This is a genomic window from Streptomyces sp. NPDC050423 (assembly GCF_040655445.1).
Taxonomy (GTDB): domain Bacteria; phylum Actinomycetota; class Actinomycetes; order Streptomycetales; family Streptomycetaceae; genus Streptomyces.
Genome location: NZ_JBFAJY010000053.1, coordinates 19562 through 38528 on the forward strand (window position 1 = coordinate 19562; position 18967 = coordinate 38528).

General features: G+C 70.6%; 12 protein-coding genes. 8 read left to right on the top strand and 4 right to left on the bottom strand.

All coding sequences use genetic code 11. The annotated features are described in order from the left end of the window. Nucleotides 1-561: 561 nt before the first annotated feature. Nucleotides 562-981: an Rv3235 family protein gene (locus tag AB0I52_RS29655; RefSeq protein ID WP_362961440.1), complete on the bottom strand. Its 420-nt coding sequence runs from the start codon at nucleotides 979-981 to the stop codon at nucleotides 562-564. Nucleotides 982-1271: 290 nt separating this feature from the next. Between AB0I52_RS29655 and AB0I52_RS29660 the strand changes: the two genes are divergently transcribed. Continuing rightward, nucleotides 1272-1778, top strand: coding sequence for a hypothetical protein (locus AB0I52_RS29660; RefSeq protein WP_363077788.1), 507 nt, complete (start codon nucleotides 1272-1274; stop codon nucleotides 1776-1778). An 85-nt stretch (nucleotides 1779-1863) separates the two neighbouring features. After that, nucleotides 1864-2535: an HAD family hydrolase gene (locus tag AB0I52_RS29665; RefSeq protein WP_363077790.1), complete on the top strand. Its 672-nt coding sequence runs from the start codon at nucleotides 1864-1866 to the stop codon at nucleotides 2533-2535. 235 nt (nucleotides 2536-2770) lie between these two features. Here the strand turns inward: AB0I52_RS29665 and AB0I52_RS29670 are convergent, their stop codons facing one another. Further along, entirely contained in the window at nucleotides 2771-3337 is a 567-nt protein-coding gene (locus AB0I52_RS29670) for a DJ-1/PfpI family protein (RefSeq protein ID WP_363077792.1), read from the bottom strand. A 390-nt stretch (nucleotides 3338-3727) separates the two neighbouring features. Here AB0I52_RS29670 and AB0I52_RS29675 point away from each other — a divergent pair, with 390 nt between their 5' ends. After that, nucleotides 3728-8794, top strand: a complete 5067-nt coding sequence (locus AB0I52_RS29675) for an NAD-glutamate dehydrogenase (protein ID WP_363077794.1) — start codon at nucleotides 3728-3730, stop codon at nucleotides 8792-8794. Nucleotides 8795-8915: 121 nt separating this feature from the next. Here the strand turns inward: AB0I52_RS29675 and AB0I52_RS29680 are convergent, their stop codons facing one another. Further along, nucleotides 8916-9695 carry an ABC transporter ATP-binding protein gene (locus tag AB0I52_RS29680; protein WP_363077796.1) on the bottom strand — a complete coding sequence of 260 codons (780 nt, stop codon included), beginning with the start codon at nucleotides 9693-9695 and terminating at the stop codon, nucleotides 8916-8918. Then, complete coding sequence (locus tag AB0I52_RS29685) at nucleotides 9688-10596, bottom strand: ABC transporter permease (protein ID WP_363077810.1); 909 nt, start codon at nucleotides 10594-10596, stop codon at nucleotides 9688-9690. Before AB0I52_RS29685 ends, AB0I52_RS29680 begins: the two co-directional genes overlap by 8 nt. Nucleotides 10597-10746: 150 nt before the next feature. On the opposite strand from AB0I52_RS29685, the gene AB0I52_RS29690 reads away from it, so the two are divergent. The 5 genes from AB0I52_RS29690 (at nucleotide 10747) to AB0I52_RS29710 (ending at nucleotide 18841) form a co-directional block, all read left to right on the top strand. After that, nucleotides 10747-11364: a TetR/AcrR family transcriptional regulator gene (locus AB0I52_RS29690; RefSeq protein ID WP_123471426.1), complete on the top strand. Its 618-nt coding sequence runs from the start codon at nucleotides 10747-10749 to the stop codon at nucleotides 11362-11364. Nucleotides 11365-11750: 386 nt separating this feature from the next. Next, nucleotides 11751-15287, top strand: coding sequence for a CDP-glycerol glycerophosphotransferase family protein (locus AB0I52_RS29695; protein WP_363077798.1), 3537 nt, complete (start codon nucleotides 11751-11753; stop codon nucleotides 15285-15287). A 303-nt stretch (nucleotides 15288-15590) separates the two neighbouring features. Continuing rightward, on the top strand, nucleotides 15591-16799 hold the full coding sequence (locus tag AB0I52_RS29700) for a glycosyltransferase family 39 protein (protein WP_363077800.1): 1209 nt from the start codon (nucleotides 15591-15593) through the stop codon (nucleotides 16797-16799). Between the two features lie 82 nt (nucleotides 16800-16881). Beyond that, a complete protein-coding gene (locus AB0I52_RS29705; protein ID WP_363077802.1) occupies nucleotides 16882-18396 on the top strand; it encodes a bifunctional glycosyltransferase/class I SAM-dependent methyltransferase in 1515 nt (504 codons plus the stop codon). 70 nt (nucleotides 18397-18466) lie between these two features. Beyond that, nucleotides 18467-18841, top strand: coding sequence for a hypothetical protein (locus tag AB0I52_RS29710; protein ID WP_363077804.1), 375 nt, complete (start codon nucleotides 18467-18469; stop codon nucleotides 18839-18841). Nucleotides 18842-18967 lie beyond the last annotated feature (126 nt).

Here is an 18967-nt window from a genome sequence, read left to right on the forward strand (position 1 = left end):
GCCGGCGGCGCCGGCGGCGGGCCTGGTCCCCTCCCCGCCCCTTCCCGTACCGGGGGCTCCGCCCCGGACCCCGCTCCTCAAACGCCGGAGGGGCTGGAAAGGCTGGAGGGGCTGGAGGGGACGGCCCTGGAGGGGGTGGCCTGCGTGAGGAGAGGCCAGGGGCTGGGCGGGTCGGGGAGGCGCTGGGGAGGGTTGGGGCGGGAGGGGGCTGTGTGGGCCTGTGCGGGCTTGTGCGGGTCGGCTGGGTGAATGGGCGGCCGAGGGGCTGGAAGGGCTGGAGTCGGGCCTGTGCGGGCTCGTGCGGGCCTGGGTGGGCCTGTGCGGGTGTGGTTGGGCCTTGGGTGGGTCGGCTCGGTCGGCTCGGGTTGCTCGGGCCGCGGGGGGCGGTGGTTGGGGCTGGGGTGCGGTCCAGTGGGGACCGGCCCCAACCGGTGGTGGCCCGGGGTGGTAGCCCGGGTGTGGGGACCGGTCCCCCGGGGTGGCGGGCCGGGGTGGCCCGCCAGGGTCGTAGGTGCCGGCCCCCAGGGTGGTGGCCGGTCCGTTGGGTTGGGCTTTGTGGGGTCAGGGGTGTCGGGCCGGGGTGCTGCCCAGTTCTACTGCGGCGCAGCGCCAGCGGAGGTCGGGGCCCTGTTCCAGGCGGAAGGCCATGGCTCGGACCTGCTCGCCCGCCGCGATGCTCGCGCAGGCCTCCACCACGCCGGGGGCCGGCTGGGCGCCGCGGCACATGCGGATCACCGGACGGGCGCCGCGGCTCCTGAGCGGTGTGGCGGGGGCCAGTTCGGCGAGTTGGTCGTAGGCCTCGCCGATGGTGTGGCCGAGCATCCAGTGGACGGGGCGCTGGCCGCTGAGGACGGCCAGGAGGCGTTCCGCGAACCACTGGTGGGGGCGGACGCGCCGGGGCGTCCGGAGGCGTTGCGGGGGGACGGTCTCGGGCCTGCGTGCGTCGTGCCGTCCGGCGGGCCGGGTCCTGTTCATGGTCACTGCTCATCGCCCCCGTGCTTCAGAGGCCCGGCATTTACCGGGCGGTAACTTCTGCTGTGGATCTTCTACGGGGGTGGTGGACGCCGCCGCAAGCGTCCGAGGAGCCGGCGGAGCGGGCCCGGAATTCACCTATCCGGGTGGCGGACCCGGTTCGGGGAGGGGAACGGGGCCGGGGTGGACAGGGTGAGCGGCGGTTGCCGGGTGGACGGGGCGGGGCTCGTACAGGTAACCCCAAAGGGGGACGCCGCACGTATCCTGAGGGCGTCTCCGACTACGAAAGCGGCCAAGCCATGCGCGTGTACGTCCCCCTGACCCTCTCCGGTCTCGCAGCGGCGCACAGGGCGGGCGAGCTGGCCCCCGGTCCGCTCACCGCGTACGCGGTGACTCCCGGACTGCGTGAGTGGTACGTCTCCGACGACATCGAGGAGCTGGAGTACGCGGCGCTCAACCGGGCCGCTTCCGCGTCGCTGCGGATGATCGCGGGGGACCCCGGTGCCGCCCGCCGTCGCGTCGTCGTCGCGCTCGATGTGCCGGACGGGGCGGCGGTCGCCGACCCGGACCACATCCTGGACGCCTCGTCGCTCGGCGAGGTCACGATCGCCTCCGCGGTGGCGCTGGCGAAGGCGGCCGCGGTGCACGTCGACTCGGACGAGGCGGACAAGGACGTCACGGCGGCCGCGGCCGCGCTGGGGGCGGCGGACCTCGGTGACGACGACGCGCAGTTCACCGTGGACGGTGCGGAGGACCACGAGCTGCTGTGGTTCGGCATCCAGGAGATTCCGAACCTGATCGGCTGAACCCGATCGGCCGACGGCGCGGCGGTGCGGCCCGAGCGGCGCCCGGCGCACCCGTTTGTCAGTGGCGGCGGGTATTTTTCTTGGCATGGGGACGCAGGAGAAGTACCGCACGCATCTGGTCTGGGACTGGAACGGCACGCTGCTCGACGACAACATCGCGGTCGTCGGCGCGACGAACGCCGCGTTCGGCGAGGTCGGCGTGGCGCCGATCAGCCTGGACCAGTACCGGGAGATGTACTGCATCCCGATACCCCGTTTCTACGAACGGCTGATGGGCCGGCTGCCCACCGAGGCCGAGTGGGACGTGATGGACCTGGCCTTCCACCGTCACTACACCGAGCAGCGCGAGGGCTGCGGGCTGACGGAGGGGGCCGCGGAGCTGCTGGCGCAGTGGCAGCAGGCCGGCCGGAGCCAGTCCCTGCTGAGCATGTACGGGCACGACGAGCTGGTCCCCGTGGTGCGGGGATACGGCATCGAGCCCCGCTTCGTGCGCGTCGACGGCCGCACCGGGCGCTCCGGCGGCAGCAAGGCGCAGCACATGGAGCGGCATTTCGCGGCGCTGGACGGGATATCCCCGGAACACGCGGTGATCATCGGCGACGCCGTGGACGACGCGGTGGCCGCGGCCCACGTCGGCGCGAGGGCGGTGCTCTACACGGGCGGTTCGCACAGCCGGGCCAGCCTGGCGGCGGCCGGGGTGCCCGTCGTGGACACCCTGGCCGAAGCGGCGGCGCTCGCCGAGCAGCTGGGCCGGTAGGGCGAGCAGCTGAACCGGTGGAGACGGAGAGCGGGCAGCCGGTAGCCGGCCGGTAGCGGTCGCCCCGCGACGTCCGGCTACCGGTCGGTGGTCAGGTGACCGGGGCCTTGGTGCGCAGGACGGTAGGCGGTCGCCCCGCCCACGTCCGGCTACCGGTCGGTGGTCAGGTGACCGGGGCCTTGGTGCGCAGGACGGTAGGCGGTCGCCCCGCCCACGCCCGGCTGCCCGCCGGTGCTCAGGTGACCGGCGCCTTGGTGCGGAGCACGGTCAGGAATTCACGCATCCAGGCCGAGTGGTCGGGCCAGGCGCGGGACGAGACCAGGGTGCCGTCCACCACGACCTCGGTGTCCTGGAAGGCGGCCCCGGCCGCCTCCATGTCCGGTTCCAGCGCGGGATAGGCCGTGACGCGGCGGTTCTTCAGCGCGCCGGCCGCGGCCGTCATCAGCGGGCCGTGGCAGATCTGGGCCACCGGGCGGTCCGTGTCGAAGAACGCGGTGAGGATCTTGCGCAGGTCGGCGTCGTTGCGGAGGTACTCGGGGGCGCGGCCGCCCGGGACGACCAGGGCCACGTAGTCGTCCGGGTCGACCTCGTTGAAGGCCAGGTCGGCGGGCCAGGTGTAGCCGGGCTTCTCCGTGTACGTGTCGAAGCCGGGCTCGAAGTCGTGGACCACGAAGCGGAGCTTCTTGCGGGAGGGGGCGGCGATGTGGACGTCGTAACCCTCCTCGCGCAGCCGCTGGTACGGATAGAGGACTTCCAGGGACTCGGCGGCGTCGCCGGTGACGATCAGGATCTTCGGTGCCATGGCGGGGCTCCCCACGGTTCGTCGGCCTGTTCCGGTTACCAGAGTGCGACAGCACGGCGCGATGCGCTGTCCAGAGTGTCAAAGTTCGGGGCTGTCTTTGTACACAAACGGCTCGTGACGGTTACCGGGGCGGGCGGGATAGCCTGGACCCCGTGATCAGCGCGATATGCCTCGGGGGCAGCGAAGCCCCCGGCCTGCGCCCGGAGTGCCACAGCACCCGGGCCCTGACTGATCCCCTCAGCCCGGCCAGACTGCCAAAAATGGCTAATAAGGTCCCGGGCGTCTCTCATAGCGGCATAGCGTCGACTCAGACCGGAAACCCCGTGTCGTGGCGGTACGTCGTCTTTTTCACCTACGTCACGCAACGGCGCGCGACAGGAGCCAGAGGACATGCAGACCAAGCTGGACGAAGCCAAGGCCGAGCTGCTCGCACGGGCCGCCAAGGTAGCTGACAACAGCCCGGGCGGTGGTGTCGGTGGCCCGGGGGGCAGCCCCCGGGTGCACGTTGCGGCCATCGGGGCGGACAACGGCAACGGGGCCGGGCAGGAGCGTCCTGGCCAGGACGTGCTGCTCGCCTATCTCCAGCGCTACTACCTCCACACCGCTCCGGAGGACATCGGCCGCCGCGACCCGGTCGACGTCTTCGGCGCCGCCTCCTCGCACTACCGGCTGGCGGAGAACCGCCCGCAGGGCACGGCGAACGTCCGGGTGCACACCCCGACCGTCGAGGAGAACGGCTGGACCTGCAGTCACACCGTCGTCGAGGTCGTCACGGACGACATGCCGTTCCTGGTCGACTCCGTCACCAATGAGCTGTCCCGCCAGGGGCGCGGCATCCATGTCGTGATCCACCCGCAGGTCATCGTCCGGCGTGATGTGGCCGGCAAGCTGATCGAGGTCCTCACCGACGGCTCGGGCGTCTCGACCGGTGCGCAGAACGGGCGCAAGAACGCCAAGGGGGCGAAGGACGCCAAGGCCGAGCTCCCGCACGACGCGCTCGTCGAGTCCTGGATCCACGTCGAGATCGACCGCGAGTCCGACCGCGCCGACCTCCAGCAGATCCAGGCCGACCTGCTGCGTGTGCTGTCCGACGTACGGGAGACCGTCGAGGACTGGGAGAAGATGCGGGACGCCGCGCTGCGCATCGCCGACGACCTGCCCGGCGAGCCGCTCGACGACCTCGCCGACGACGAGGTGAACGAGGCCAGGGAGCTGCTGCGCTGGCTCGCCGCCGACCACTTCACCTTCCTGGGCTACCGCGAGTACGAGCTGAGGGACTCCGACGCGCTGGCCGCCGTACCCGGCACCGGCCTCGGCATCCTGCGCTCCGACCCGCGCCACACCGAGGACGAGACCCACCCGGTCAGCCCCTCCTTCGACCGGCTGCCCGCCGACGCCCGTGCCAAGGCCCGGGAACACAAGCTCCTCATCCTCACCAAGGCCAACAGCCGGGCGACCGTGCACCGTCCCAGCTACCTCGACTACGTCGGCGTGAAGAAGTTCGACGCCGAGGGCAACGTCATCGGTGAGCGCCGCTTCCTCGGGCTGTTCTCGTCCGCCGCCTACACCGAGTCCGTGCGCCGGGTGCCCGTCGTCCGCCGCAAGGTCGCCGAGGTGCTGGAGGGCGCGGGCTTCACGTACAACAGCCACGACGGCCGCGACCTGCTCCAGATCCTGGAGACGTACCCGCGCGACGAGCTGTTCCAGACGCCGCCCGACCAGCTGCGCTCCATCGTCACCTCGGTGCTCTACCTCCAGGAGCGGCGCCGGCTCCGGCTCTACCTGCGCCAGGACGAGTACGGGCGCTACTACTCCGCGATCGTCTACCTGCCGCGCGACCGCTACACCACCGGCGTGCGCCTCCGGCTGATCGACATCCTCAAGGAGGAGCTGAACGGCACCAGCGTCGACTTCACGGCCTGGAACACCGAGTCGATCCTGTCCAGGCTGCACTTCGTCGTCCGGGTCGCCCCCGGCAGCGAGCTGACCGCCCTCACCGACGCCGAGGCCGACCGCATCGAGGCCCGGCTCGTCGAGGCCGCCCGCTCCTGGGCCGACGGATTCCACGAAGCGCTGAACGCCGAGTGCGGCGAGGAGCATGCCGCCGAGCTGCTGCGCAACTACGGGCACTCGTTCCCCGAGGGATACAAGGCCGACCACTCGGCGCGTGCCGCCGTGGCCGACCTGGTCCACCTCGAAGCCCTCAAGGAGCACGAGCGGAACTTCGCCCTCAGCCTGTACGAGCCGGTCGGCGCCGCCCCAGGCGAGCGCCGCTTCAAGATCTACCGGACCGGTGAGCAGGTCTCCCTCTCCGCCGTCCTCCCGGTGCTCCAGCGCCTCGGTGTCGAGGTCGTCGACGAGCGTCCGTACGAGCTGCGCTGTGCGGACCGTACACACGCCTGGATCTACGACTTCGGGCTGCGGATGCCGCATGCCACGGGCAACGGCAGCTACCTGGCCGACGACGCCCGCGAGCGGTTCCAGGAGGCCTTCGCCGCCGTGTGGACCGGCGAGGCCGAGAACGACGGCTTCAACGCGCTGGTGCTGAGCGCCGGTCTGAACTGGCGGCAGGCGATGGTGCTGCGCGCCTACGCGAAGTACCTGCGCCAGGCCGGTTCGACGTTCAGCCAGGACTACATGGAGAGCACTCTCCAGAACAACGTCCACACCACCCGGCTACTGGTCTCGCTCTTCGAGGCCCGGATGTCGCCGGAGCGCCAGAGCGCGGGCACCGAGCTCACCGACGGGCTCCTCGAAGAGCTCGACGGGGCCCTGGACCAGGTCGCCTCGCTCGACGAGGACCGGATCCTGCGGTCCTTCCTCACCGTCATCAAGGCCACCCTGCGCACCAACTTCTTCCAGAGCGCGAGCGAGGGAAGCGACAAGGGGGGCAAGCACGCGGACAGCGGCCTGCCGCACAACTACGTGTCGATGAAGTTCGACCCACAGTCCATCCCGGACCTCCCGGCGCCTCGCCCGGCGTTCGAGATCTGGGTCTACTCGCCCCGGGTCGAGGGCGTCCACCTGCGGTTCGGCAAGGTCGCCCGCGGTGGTCTGCGCTGGTCCGACCGGCGTGAGGACTTCCGTACCGAGATCCTCGGCCTGGTCAAGGCGCAGATGGTGAAGAACACCGTCATCGTGCCGGTCGGCGCCAAGGGCGGCTTCGTCGCCAAGCAGCTCCCCGACCCGGCCGTCGACCGCGACGCCTGGCTGGCCGAGGGCATCGCCTCGTACCGCACCTTCATCTCGGCGCTGCTCGACATCACCGACAACATGGTGACCGGCGAGGTCGTGCACCCCAAGGACGTCGTCCGGCACGACGAGGACGACACCTATCTCGTCGTCGCCGCCGACAAGGGCACCGCGAAGTTCTCCGACATCGCCAACGAGGTCGCCGTCGACTACGGATTCTGGCTGGGCGACGCGTTCGCCTCGGGCGGCTCCGCCGGCTACGACCACAAGGGCATGGGCATCACCGCCCGGGGCGCCTGGGAGTCCGTCAAGCGGCACTTCCGCGAGCTCGGCCACGACACCCAGAGCGAGGACTTCACCGTCGCCGGCGTCGGCGACATGTCGGGTGACGTGTTCGGCAACGGGATGCTGCTCTCCGAGCACATCCGGCTCGTCGCGGCCTTCGACCACCGGCACATCTTCATCGACCCGAAGCCGGACGCCGCGATCTCGTACGCCGAGCGGCGCCGCCTCTTCGACCTGCCGCGCAGCTCCTGGGCCGACTACAAGAAGGAGCTGATCTCCGCGGGCGGCGGCATTCACCCGCGCACCGCCAAGTCGATCCCGGTCAACGCGCACGTCCGCGAGGCGCTCGGCATCGAGTCGGGGGTCACCAAGATGACGCCCGCCGACCTGATGCAGGCGATCCTCAGGGCCCGCGTCGATCTGCTGTGGAACGGCGGCATCGGCACGTACATCAAGTCCTCCGCCGAGTCGAACGCGGACGTCGGCGACAAGGCCAACGACGCGATCCGCGTCAACGGCGAGGACCTGCGGGCCAGGGTCGTCGGCGAGGGCGGCAACCTCGGCGCCACCCAGCTCGGCCGGATCGAGTTCGCCCGCACCGGCGGCCGGATCAACACCGACGCGATCGACAACAGCGCCGGTGTGGACACCTCCGACCACGAGGTGAACATCAAGATCCTGCTCAACGGTCTGGTGCGGGACGGCGACATGACCGTCAAGCAGCGCAACAAGCTGCTGGCCGAGATGACCGAGGAGATCGGTCATCTGGTGCTGCGCAACAACTACGCGCAGAACACGGCACTCGCCAACGCGAGCGCGCAGGCGCCCTCACTGCTCCACGCCCACCAGCGCTTCATGCGCCGGCTGGGCCGCGACGGCTATCTCGACCGGGGGCTGGAGTTCCTGCCCACCGACCGGCAGATCCGCGAGCTGCTGAGCGCCGGCAAGGGGCTCAGCCAGCCCGAGCTGGCCGTGCTGCTCGCCTACACGAAGATCACGGCGGCGCAGGAGCTGATCGGGACGAGCCTGCCGGACGACGCCTACCTGCAGAAGCTGCTGCACGCCTACTTCCCGCGGCAACTGCGCGAGCAGTTCCCCGAGGCGGTCGACGCGCACGCGCTGCGGCGCGAGATCATCACCACGGTGCTGGTCAACGACACGGTGAACAGCGGCGGTTCGACCTTCCTGCACCGGCTCCGGGAAGAGACCGGCGCCTCGATGGAGGAGGTCGTGCGGGCGCAGGTCGCGGCCCGTGAGATCTTCGGGCTCGGCAGGGTGTGGGACGCCGTGGAGGCGCTCGACAACCGGGTGTCCGCCGATGTGCAGACGCGGATCAGGCTGCACTCGCGGCGGCTCGTCGAGCGCGGTTCGCGCTGGCTGCTCGGCAACCGGCCGCAGCCGCTGGAGATCGCCGGGACGATCGACTTCTTCCGGGCCGGTGTCGAGCAGGTCTGGGCCGAGCTGCCCAAGATGCTGATGGGCGCCGACCAGGAGTGGTACCAGTCGATCCTGGACGAGCTCACCGAGGCGGGTGTCCCGGACGAGCTGGCGCAACGCGTCGCCGGATTCTCGTCCGCCTTCCCGGTGCTCGACATCGTGGCGATCGCAGACCGTACGGGGAAGGACCCGCTGTCCGTCGCCGAGGTGTACTACGACCTCGGCGACCGGCTGTCCATCACCCAGCTGATGGACCGGATCATCGAGCTGCCGCGGGCCGACCGCTGGCAGTCGATGGCCCGTGCCTCCATCCGCGAGGACCTGTACGCCGCGCACGCGGCGCTCACGGGTGACGTGCTGAGTGCGGGCAGCGAGGGGGCCACGCCGCAGGAGCGGTTCGAGGCGTGGGAGGAGAAGAACGCGGCGATCCTGACGCGGTCGCGCTCCACGCTGGAGGAGATCCAGGGGTCGGACGCGTTCGACCTGGCGAATCTGTCGGTGGCGATGCGGACGATGCGGACGTTGCTGCGTACGCACGTGTAGCGGTGCGCGGTTGAGGGGCGGGGCGGCTGCCGGGTGTGTGTCCGGTGGCCGCCCCGCCCTCGATCGTCATCAGGCCTGAGATCCAGTCGGGTCCGGGATACCGCCCCCGCCCCCGGGACGGCTATTTCTTGCCCGTGAACTTCTCGTAGGCGGCGACCACTTCCTTCGCCGGGCCGTCCATGCGCAGCGTTCCCGACTCCAGCCAGATCGCCCGGTCACAGGTCTCGGTGATCGACTTGTTGTGGTGGCTGACCAGGAAGACCGTGCCGGCCTGCCGGCGCAGTTCGATGATCCGGTCCTTGCTGCGGCGCTGGAACCTGGCGTCGCCGGTGGACAGGGCCTCGTCGATCAGCAGCACGTCGTGGTTCTTGGCAGCGGCGATCGAGAAGCGCAGCCGGGCGCCCATGCCGGAGGAGTACGTGCGCATCGGCAGGGTGATGAAGTCGCCCTTCTCGTTGATGCCGGAGAAGTCGACGATCTCCTCGTAGCGCTCGCGGATCTCGCCGCGGCTCATGCCCATCGCGAGTCCGCCGAGGACCACGTTGCGCTCGCCGGTCAGATCGCTCATCAGCGCCGCGTTCACCCCGAGCAGCGAGGGCTGGCCCTGGGTGTGGACGCGGCCCTTCGTGGCGGGCAGCAGCCCGGCGATGGCCTTCAGCAGCGTCGACTTCCCCGAGCCGTTGGAGCCGATCAGACCGATCGCCTCCCCCCTGTACGCGGCGAAGCTGACCCCCTTCACGGCGTGCACCTCGCGCACCCCGGGGGACTGCCGGCGCGAGGTGAGCCGGCTGAGGGCAGAGGTGGCGCTGCCCTTGCCGGTGCGGGCGCCGTTGACCTTGTACGTGATGTGGACGTCGTCGACGACGACCGTCGGTACTCCGGGCGAAGTGCTGTCAGCCACGTCCGTAACTCTCCTCGGCCTGCCAGAAGTAGATGAACCCGCCCACGCCGCACACCAGGGCCCAGCCCGCGGCGACGGCCCACACATGCGGGGGGAGCTGTCCGCCGTCGAAGCTGTCGATGAGCGCGAACCGCATCAGGTTGATGAAGACGGCGGCCGGATTGACCTCCAGCGCCAGCTTCACCAGGTACGGGACCCGGTTGCCCTGGAGCATCGTGCCGACGCTCCACATGACGCCCGACGCGTACATCCAGGTGCGCAGGACGAACGGAGTCAGCTGCGCGATGTCCGGGGTCCGCGCGGCGAGGCGCGCCATGACCATCGAGATGCCGGTGTTGAAGACGGCCTGGAGCGTCAGGGCCGGCACCGCCAGCAGCCAGGAGGGCTGCGGGTACTGGCCGAACACCAGCAGGATCAGCACCAGCGCGCCCAGCGAGAAGAGGAGCTGCTGGAGCTGCTGCAGGGCCAGCGCGATCGGCAGTGAGGCGCGCGGGAAGTGCAGGGCCCGGACGAGCCCGATGTTGCCGCTGATCGCGCGGGTGCCCACGGTGATCGAGCTGCTGGTGAAGGTCCAGATGAAGACGCCGGTGACCAGGAACGGGACGTAGTCCGGGACGCCGTGCTTCGTCTTCATCAGGACGCCGAAGATGAAGTAGTAGACCGTCGCGTTGAGCAGCGGGGTCATGATCTGCCAGATCTGGCCGAGTTTCGCCTGGCTGTACTGGGCGGTGAGCTTGGCGGTGGCGAACGCCGTGATGAAGTGCCGCCGTCCCCACAGCTCCCGGACGTACGCGGGAAGGGACGGCCTCGCCCCGCTCACGGTCAGCCCGTGCCGGGCGGCGAGGGCGGCGAGTTCTCCCGGTCCGTGCAGGGGCGGGAGCGGGGGCGGCGGGGTGTCCACCGGGGCCGCCGGGGCTGTTGTCTGGCTCACCACGATCGCTTTCGTCGGGGGGCAGGAACACACATGGGCGACGGGACGGAACCGTATCGTCGCAACGCCGAGGGTAGGACGCGGTGACGTCGCAACGCAACCGTTTCGTCGTCGCGGACTATGATTCGGGCCATGACCACCGACCCGGGAAGCCGCCGCCGTGTCCCCGCCGGAGCCGCCGTGCTGCGCGAGGACGTGACCGATGCGATCCGCAGCGCGGTCTTCGAGGAACTGGCCGCGGTCGGCTTCGCCCGGATGTCGATCGAGGGCATCGCCCGGCGCGCGGGCGTCGGCAAGACCGCTGTCTACCGCCGCTGGAAGTCCAAACTGCACCTGGTCCTCGACCTGGTCTCCGCCGTCGCGGTGCAGGGCATGCCCGCCCCGGCCACCGGTTCGCTGTACGGGGACGTCCGCGCCGTGCTCGAACTGGCCGCCTACGCCCTGCGCCACCCGCTGGCCTCCCAGGTCATCCCGGACCTGCTCGTCGAGGCGGCCCGGAACCCGGAGATCTCCGCCACCATCAAGGCCGCCCTGCTCGACCCGCAGCTGGGCATCGCCGCCGTGGTCGTACGGGACGCCGTGGCGCGCGGGGAACTGCCGGAGGGCAGTGACCCCGACCGCGCCCTCGACCTGATCGTCGGCCCGCTCTACTGGCGCCTCGCGGTGGTCCGGGGCGAGCTGCCCGCCGGGTATCTCGACGACCTGGCGGCCTCGGCCGTGGCCGCGCTCACCCGCTGACCGGGGGAAGGAACCGGCCTCGCGCGCTCCGCGTCTCCACTGGTGGCAGGCCCGGTGGTCCCGAGTGTGTCCGTCCCCGGTTGCGCTTCGGGCCGGGGTGTGAGTGTGCTTTCAGGAGCTGCCGGTCCATCGGATAGTCTGGTGGACGGGCCGCCCACCGGGCCTCCCGGAGCATGAGCCACACCGTGTTCCCGGGCCGTCCGGGCGAAGCCCCGGGCACTGCCGTCGCCGCCGAGGACGAACCCCTGGACCGGAACGGCTTTGCCCACGGGGTGAGCACGGGGCAGGCGTAGTCACTCGTTCGGGACCGTAACCGGTGACCCCCGACCGTTCACACGGTTGAGCCATACGGACAGCCAGGCCCCCGATGAACGGACGTGCTCAACATGCCGCCACGGCTCAGTGTCGTTGTCCCCGTCTATAACGTGGAACTCTTCCTGACGGACTGCCTGAAGTCCCTCGCGGAGCAGACCATGACCGACCTCGAGGTGGTGATGGTCGACGACGGGTCCACCGACGGCAGTGCAGCTCTGGCCGCCGAGTTCGCCGCGCAGGACGACCGCTTCCGGCTGGTGAGCCAGAAGAACGGCGGACTGGGGCACGCCCGTAACACCGGTGTCCGCAACTGCGACCCGGAGAGCCGCTACCTGGCCTTCGTCGACAGTGACGACATCATCCCGCCGAACGCCTACGAGCTGCTCGTCGGGGCGCTGGAGGAGACCGGCTCGGACCTCGCGTCCGGCAACGTGCTGCGACTGCGCGCCGGCGGCAAGCTCCAGCAGTCCCCGATGTTCCGCAAGCCCATGGCCACGACCCGGCTGCGCACCCACGTCTCCCGCGACCTGGATCTCCTCGGCGACCGGATCGCCTGCAACAAGGTCTTCCGCCGCTCCTTCTGGGACAAGCACGAGTTCGCCTTCCCGGTCGGCGCGCTGTACGAGGACATTCCCGTCGTGCTGCCGGCCCACTTCCTGGCCGGCTCGGTCGACATCGTGAAGGACCCCGTCTACCACTGGCGGGACCGCCCCGGCTCGATCACCACCAGCCGGGCCGTCGTCCGCGGCGTCCGCGACCGGGTGGCGCACGTGCAGGGCGTCTCCACCTTTCTGGCGGAGAACCGCCCGGCCGCCGACAAGAACCACTACGAGGCCCACGCCCTCGCCAACGACCTCTGGTACTTCATGGAGGTCCTGCCGGACGGTGACGCGGAGTACCGCGAGGCCTTCCTCACGCACTGCAACGCCTTCATCGACCAGGTCGACCCGACGGTTCTCGACGGACTCCCGCTGCGGCTGCGCCTGATGTGGTACCTGGTGCGCGAGCACCGCATGGAGGAGCTGCTGGCGCTGCTCGCCTACGACAAGCGCGAGCCCGGGGCCTTCGCCGTACGCGGCGTGCGCCGCCGGCAGGCCGAGTACCCGGTGCTGAAGCAGCCGGTCCCGGCCCAAGTGCTGCGCGTCGCCGACCGCGACCTCCCGCTCGCCGCCCGGCTGCGGGACGCCCAGTGGCGCGACGGCAAGCTGCACCTCAAGGGGTACGCCTACATCCGCAACCTGCCCGTCGCCTCGGGCCCCAGCGAGTTCCGGATCGGCTGGCTGCGGGCCGGCCGGCGCAACGTGGTGCCGCTGCGGCTGCGCAGGACCGACGAGCCGGAGGCCACCGCGCGCTCCCGCCAGAGCCTGCACGACTACGACTGGGCGGGCTTCGAGGCCGTCATCGACCCGGCCAAGCTCCGCATCGCCGCCGATGGCAGCCCCAAGCAGCTCACCTGGCGCCTGGAGGCCGGCATCGCCAGGAACGGCCTGCTGCGCCGCTCCTTCCCCTCCGTCCGCGAGGCCTCCGTCGCCCCGCCCGTGTACCGGCCGGACGGTGACCACCGGATCGTCCCGGCCTTCGAGGGCGACAAGCTGGTGCTGCACGCGGAGCGGATCGACGCCCGGTTCGAGACCCACCGCGCGGGCGACACGGCCGGCACCGTCGTGGTGTCCGGCATGGTCCGCGACCGCCTCGCCGGCGGCGACCTGCGGCTCGGCCTCACGCACAAGGCCACCGACACCGCGTACGACGTCCCCGTCACGGTGGGCGAGGGCACCGAGTCCTCGGCCGCCGGCTGGCGCCGCTTCACCGCGGAGCTCCCGCTCGCGGCCGTCACCGAGGCCCGCCCCACGGCGGACGACGCACCGAAGAGCCTCGGCTACAGCGTCCACCTGGTCGGCCCCAAGGACCAGAAGACGCCGATCGACGTGCCCGGCCCCGTGCTGCCCGGCCGCTACCCGCTCGGCGACGGCGCGGACGGCGAACGCCGCGAGCTCGCCTTCGTCACGAGTTCCCGCGGGAACCTGCTGATCAGTGACCGCACCGTGCAGCCCTGCGTCGAGCTGGCGAGCTGGACCGATGACGGGCTGCTGTTCCTGGAGGGCAGCTTCCCCGAGGACCCGGAACACCCCGTCGAACTGGTGGTCCAGAACAGCGCCCACCGCGAGGAGGCGACGTTCCCGGTCGAGTTCTCCGGCGACGACGACGCGCGGCGCTTCCGGGCCGAACTGCGGCCCGACGCCGTCGAGGGACCCGGCGGCCCGCTCCCGCTGGGTGAGGGCAACTGGTACTTCTTCTTCCGCGAGAGGGGCGCGGGCGACGAGAGCGGCGACATCGCGCTGCGCATCCCGGCCGCGGCCTTCCGTACCCTGCCCGCCACCCGCACCCTCTCCGGCCGCGACTACACCATCGAGCGGCGCTTCGGCGACCAGCTCCTGGTCGTCTCCGCCCCGGTGCTCTCCGCCTCGGAGCGCGGCCCGCGTGCCAAGAAGCTGCTGAGCGACACCTACGCCGCTCAGCGCACCGAGCCGCTGCGCGAGGCCGCCCTCTACAGCAGCTTCGACGGCCGCCAGGTCTCCGACTCGCCGCGTGCGGTGTACGAGGAACTGGTGCTCAGGGGAACCGAGTTGGAGCACCTGTGGGTGGTGCGCGACCAGCAGGCCATCGTCCCCGCGGGCACCACCGCCGTGGAGCACGGCTCGGCCGCCTGGCACGAGGCGCTGGCCCGCAGCCGGCACATCGTCACCAACACGCAGCTGCCCGAGTGGTTCGTGCGGCGCGAGGACCAGACCGTCGTCCAGACCTGGCACGGCACCCCGCTCAAGCGCATCGGCCTGGAGCTCGCGGGCACGATCCAGTCGAACGCCGCCTACATCGGCACGCTCAAGCAGCGCGCCGCGCAGTGGAGCTTCCTGGTCTCCCCGAACACCTTCTCCACCCCCGTCCTGCGCCGTTCGTTCGGCTTCGAGGGCGAGGTCCTGGAGTGCGGCTATCCCCGCAACGACCTCTTCCACGCCCCCGACCGGAGGAAGGTCGCCCAGGCGGTACGGGAGAGGCTCGGGATTCCCGAGGGCAAGCGGGTCGTGCTGTACGCGCCGACCTGGCGCGAGGACCAGCAACTGGGCGGCGGGCGTTACTCGCTGGGCCTCCAGCTCGACCTGGCCGCGGCCGAACGCGAACTGGGCGCGGACACCGTCCTGCTGGTGCGCCGTCACTACATGGTCACCGACCGGCTCCCGGACAGCGGCACCGGATTCGTCCGCGACGTCTCGCGCTACCCGGACGTCGGTGAGCTGATGCTGATCAGCGACGCGCTGGTCACCGACTACTCCTCGCTGATGTTCGACTTCGCCCAGACCGGCCGTCCGATGCTCTTCCACACCTACGACCTGGAGCACTACCGCGACACGCTGCGCGGATTCAGCTTCGACTTCGAGGCGCGTGCTCCCGGCCCGCTGATCCCGGGCTCCGACGACCTGATCGACGCCCTGCGTGACCCGGTCCGGGCCATCGCGGGACACGCGGAAGCGTACGAGGCGTTTCGGCGGGACTTCTGCGACCTCGACGACGGCCGGGCGACGGCCCGGGTGGTCGACCGGATGCTGTAGTCCGCGTCCCGCGCGAAACTCCGCCCCCCCGCAGGGGCACACGTGCCCGGCCGGTATCCGTACCGGCCGGGCACCGGCGTGTGGTGAACCGCGCGGCGGCACCGCGGTGAACGGAAATTGACGTACGAACTGTGCGAACTGGGTGAACCGTTCGAGTGATTCGGCATTCCCGGTGTTTGTGCAGACCCGCAGGGCACCCGAGCCGTGAGCCCCATAAGTATGTTGATCGGTGCGTCGCATAGCGTCGCCGGGTTGCTACGTTCTGTTTTCATGGGTATCCGAATGCGGTGCGAATCCTGGGACGTGCGACGCGCGAGAGCCGTTGTGCTCGTCGCCGCGGCCGTCGGCCTCCTGACTCGCATGGTCATCGCGGCGAATACGCCGGGCCCGACCGATGTACGCATCTTCGCGGGGTTCGCCAAGGCGGTCGCCGCGTACGGCCCCGTTCGGATCTACGAACACCCGCTGCCCGGACTGCCCGTCTACAACCACCCGCCGCTCGCCGGCTGGATGCTGCTCGGCCTGAACGGTCTCTCCGAACTCGGAATGTCGTTCGCCACGCTCATCAGGTCACCCGCGTCGATCGCGGACTTCTGCTGCGCGGTGCTCGTGTTCGAGATCGTCCGGCGGCGTGCCGCCCAGGGGACGGCGGTGCTGTGCGGCATCGGAGTCGCCGTCAGCCCGGTGCTGATCGCCACCTCCGGCTACCACGGCAACACCGACGCCGTCGCCATCGCGTTCGCCCTGGCCGCCGCCCATCTGCTGGCCGACCGGAAGTCGCCGCTGGCCGCGGGGGTGGCCGCGGCGCTCTCGATCAGCGTCAAGTTCATTCCGGTGGTGGTGGTCCCGGCGCTGTTCGTCGCCGCGCTGCGCGGCGGCCGGCCGGCGCTGGTCCGCTTCGCCGCCGGGTTCGGCGCACTGTTCGCCCTGGTGTGGGGGCCGGCCCTGGTGACCGTGCCGCAGCACCTCAAGGAGAACGTCCTGGAGTACGGGGGCGGTACCTACCGCCTCTGGGGGCTCGTCCGGTTCGCCGACGTCCTCGGACTGCCGGAGTCCGTCATCACCTTCATCCAGGGCGGCGGCCACTTCCTCTTCGTGCTGGCCTGCGTGGCCGCCGGGGTCTGGCTGGCGTGGCTGCGGCCCGCGCAGCTGCCCGGGGTCGTCGCCGTCACGCTGGGCCTGCTGCTGCTCCTGTCCACCGCCTCCGGTCTGCAGTACCTGACCTGGGCGGCCGCCGGAACGTTCGTTCTCGGGTTCTGGGAAGGGCTCGCGTACAGCTGTGTGCTGGGGCTGACGGCCGTCCTCGGCTACGGCGGACGCTCCGCCGTGCGCTGGAGCGAGCCGGTGCTTGAGCTGGGCGCCGCCGGCTGGATCGTCCTGGCGGCCGCCCTCGCAGCCGGCATCCGCCGCATCCTCGCGAGCCGCCCCGGCACCTCCCCGAAGACCCCCGCCGAGCGCACGCCGCTCGCCTCTCCCCGTACCTCGCAGCCCTCCGGTTCCGCCGTCAACTGACCACGCGCACCGGCGCCGCATCCCCCCACAGACCCGTTCCCGAACTCAGCACCGAGCACCGAGCGCAACTGGAGAACGCCCCGTGAAGGAAAGCCCGAGTCCCAGGATCGGCATCCTGGTGGTCGCGTACAACGCGGAGACAACGCTGGAGAAGACGCTCGACCGGATTCCGGAGGACTTCCGGTCCCGGATCGACGAGATCCTCATTCTCGACGACGCGAGTCATGACGCCACCTTCACCGCCGGCTGCCGATGGTCCCAGGCGGAGGGAATGCCGCGGACCGTGGTGATGCGGCACACCAAGAACCTCGGATACGGCGGAAACCAGAAGGCCGGATACGCCCTGGCCGCCGCACACGGACTGGATATCGTCGTGCTGCTGCACGGCGACGGACAGTACGCCCCGGAACTCCTCCCCGACATGGTCGCCCCGATCGAACGCGGCGAATGCGAAGCGGTGTTCGGATCGCGGATGATGAAGTCCGGCAACGCCCTCAAGGGCGGTATGCCGATGTACAAATGGCTGGGCAACCGCATTCTCACCCGGCTGGAGAACAGCCTCCTCGGTTCGCAGCTGACCGAGTTCCACTCCGGGTACCGCGCCTACAGCGTCGAGGCGCTGAAGAAGCTGCCGATCGACCGGAACACCGACGCCTTCGACTTCGACACCCAGATCATCGTCCAGCTGCTCGACGCGGGAATGCGGATCAAGGAGATCCCCGTGCCCACGTACTACGGCGACGAGATCTGCTACGTCAACGGCATGAAGTACGCGAAGGACGTCGTCAAGGACGTCCTCGAATACCGCCTGGCGGTCAAGGGGTTCGGCACCTGCGCCTGGATCCCGAAGCCCGTCGAGTACGCCTTCAAGGAGGGCGACGGCTCCTCGCACGCGGTCATCCTGGAGAAGATGCGGAAGCTGCCGCCCGGCCGGGTCCTGGACCTCGGCTGTTCCGGCGGCCTGTTCGCGGAGCGGCTGGAGGCACTCGGCCACGAGGTGACCGGTGTGGACTTCGTCGAGGTGCCCGGAGTGCGCGAGAAGTGCACGTACTTCCACCTCGCCAACCTGGAGGAGGGCCTGCCGCCCGAGGTCGGCGTCGACTTCGACTACGTCGTCGCCGGGGACGTCATCGAGCACCTCTCCCGCCCCGAGCGAGTGCTCACCGAGGTCGCCACCGTGCTGCGGCCCGGCGGCCAGGTGCTGCTGTCCGTCCCGAACTTCAGCCACTGGTACTCACGGATGCGGGTCGCGATCGGAGCCTTCGACTACGACCGCCGGGGCATCCTCGACGAAACGCATCTGCGCTTCTTCACCCGGGCCAGCCTGCGCCGCACGGTGCGCGACGCGGGCTACGACGTCCTGGACATCGCCTCGACGGGGGCGCCGTTCTGGTCGCTGCTCGGGCGCGGTCCGCTCGCCGCGGTACTCGGCGGTCTTTCGAGGCTGCTGACCCGGATCCGGCCGACGCTGTTCGGCTATCAGCACGTCGCACTGCTCACCCCGCATGCGGCCGAGACGATCATCGCTGGAGAGCACGTCGATGTACAGGACATCCTCAACCGACAGTACGTCCCCGCCGACCGGGTCGGCGTCTGAGGCGACCGTTCCCCCACCCACCGCCGCCCACGCGTCCGAGAACCCGGCCGCCGCCCTCAGGAGCAAGGTCTTGACCCTCCCCAGTCTGATGCTGCTGCTGTTCGCCGTGTTCTCGTCCGCGGGCGGCCAGATCATGCTCAAACACGGGATGAAGGGCGCCGCGGCCGCCGCCGGGGAGCACGGCGGCTCCGTCGCCCTGCGGGCCGCCACCAGCCCCTGGGTGGTGGTCGGGCTGGTGATCTTCGGGGTCTCCGCGCTCGCCTGGATGTCCACCCTGGCCAAGGTGCCGCTCTCCATCGCGTACCCGTTCAACGCGCTCGGCTACCTGCTGATCGTGCTGGCCGGGGCGACCGTGCTGCACGAGCGGACCTCCATGTGGACCTGGGGCGGCTCGCTGCTCGTGGTCGTCGGCCTGGCCACGGTCATGGCGGGCCAGCAACGCTGAGCCCGTGCGGAGACCGTCATGCCGAGGGGCCCGTCACCGGTCGCCAAGCAGCGGCGGCGCCGCGAGACCCTGCCGCCCGCCGCGAAGCTCTGGGGCTACCTCCAGGACAAGCTCATCGAGCGCTAC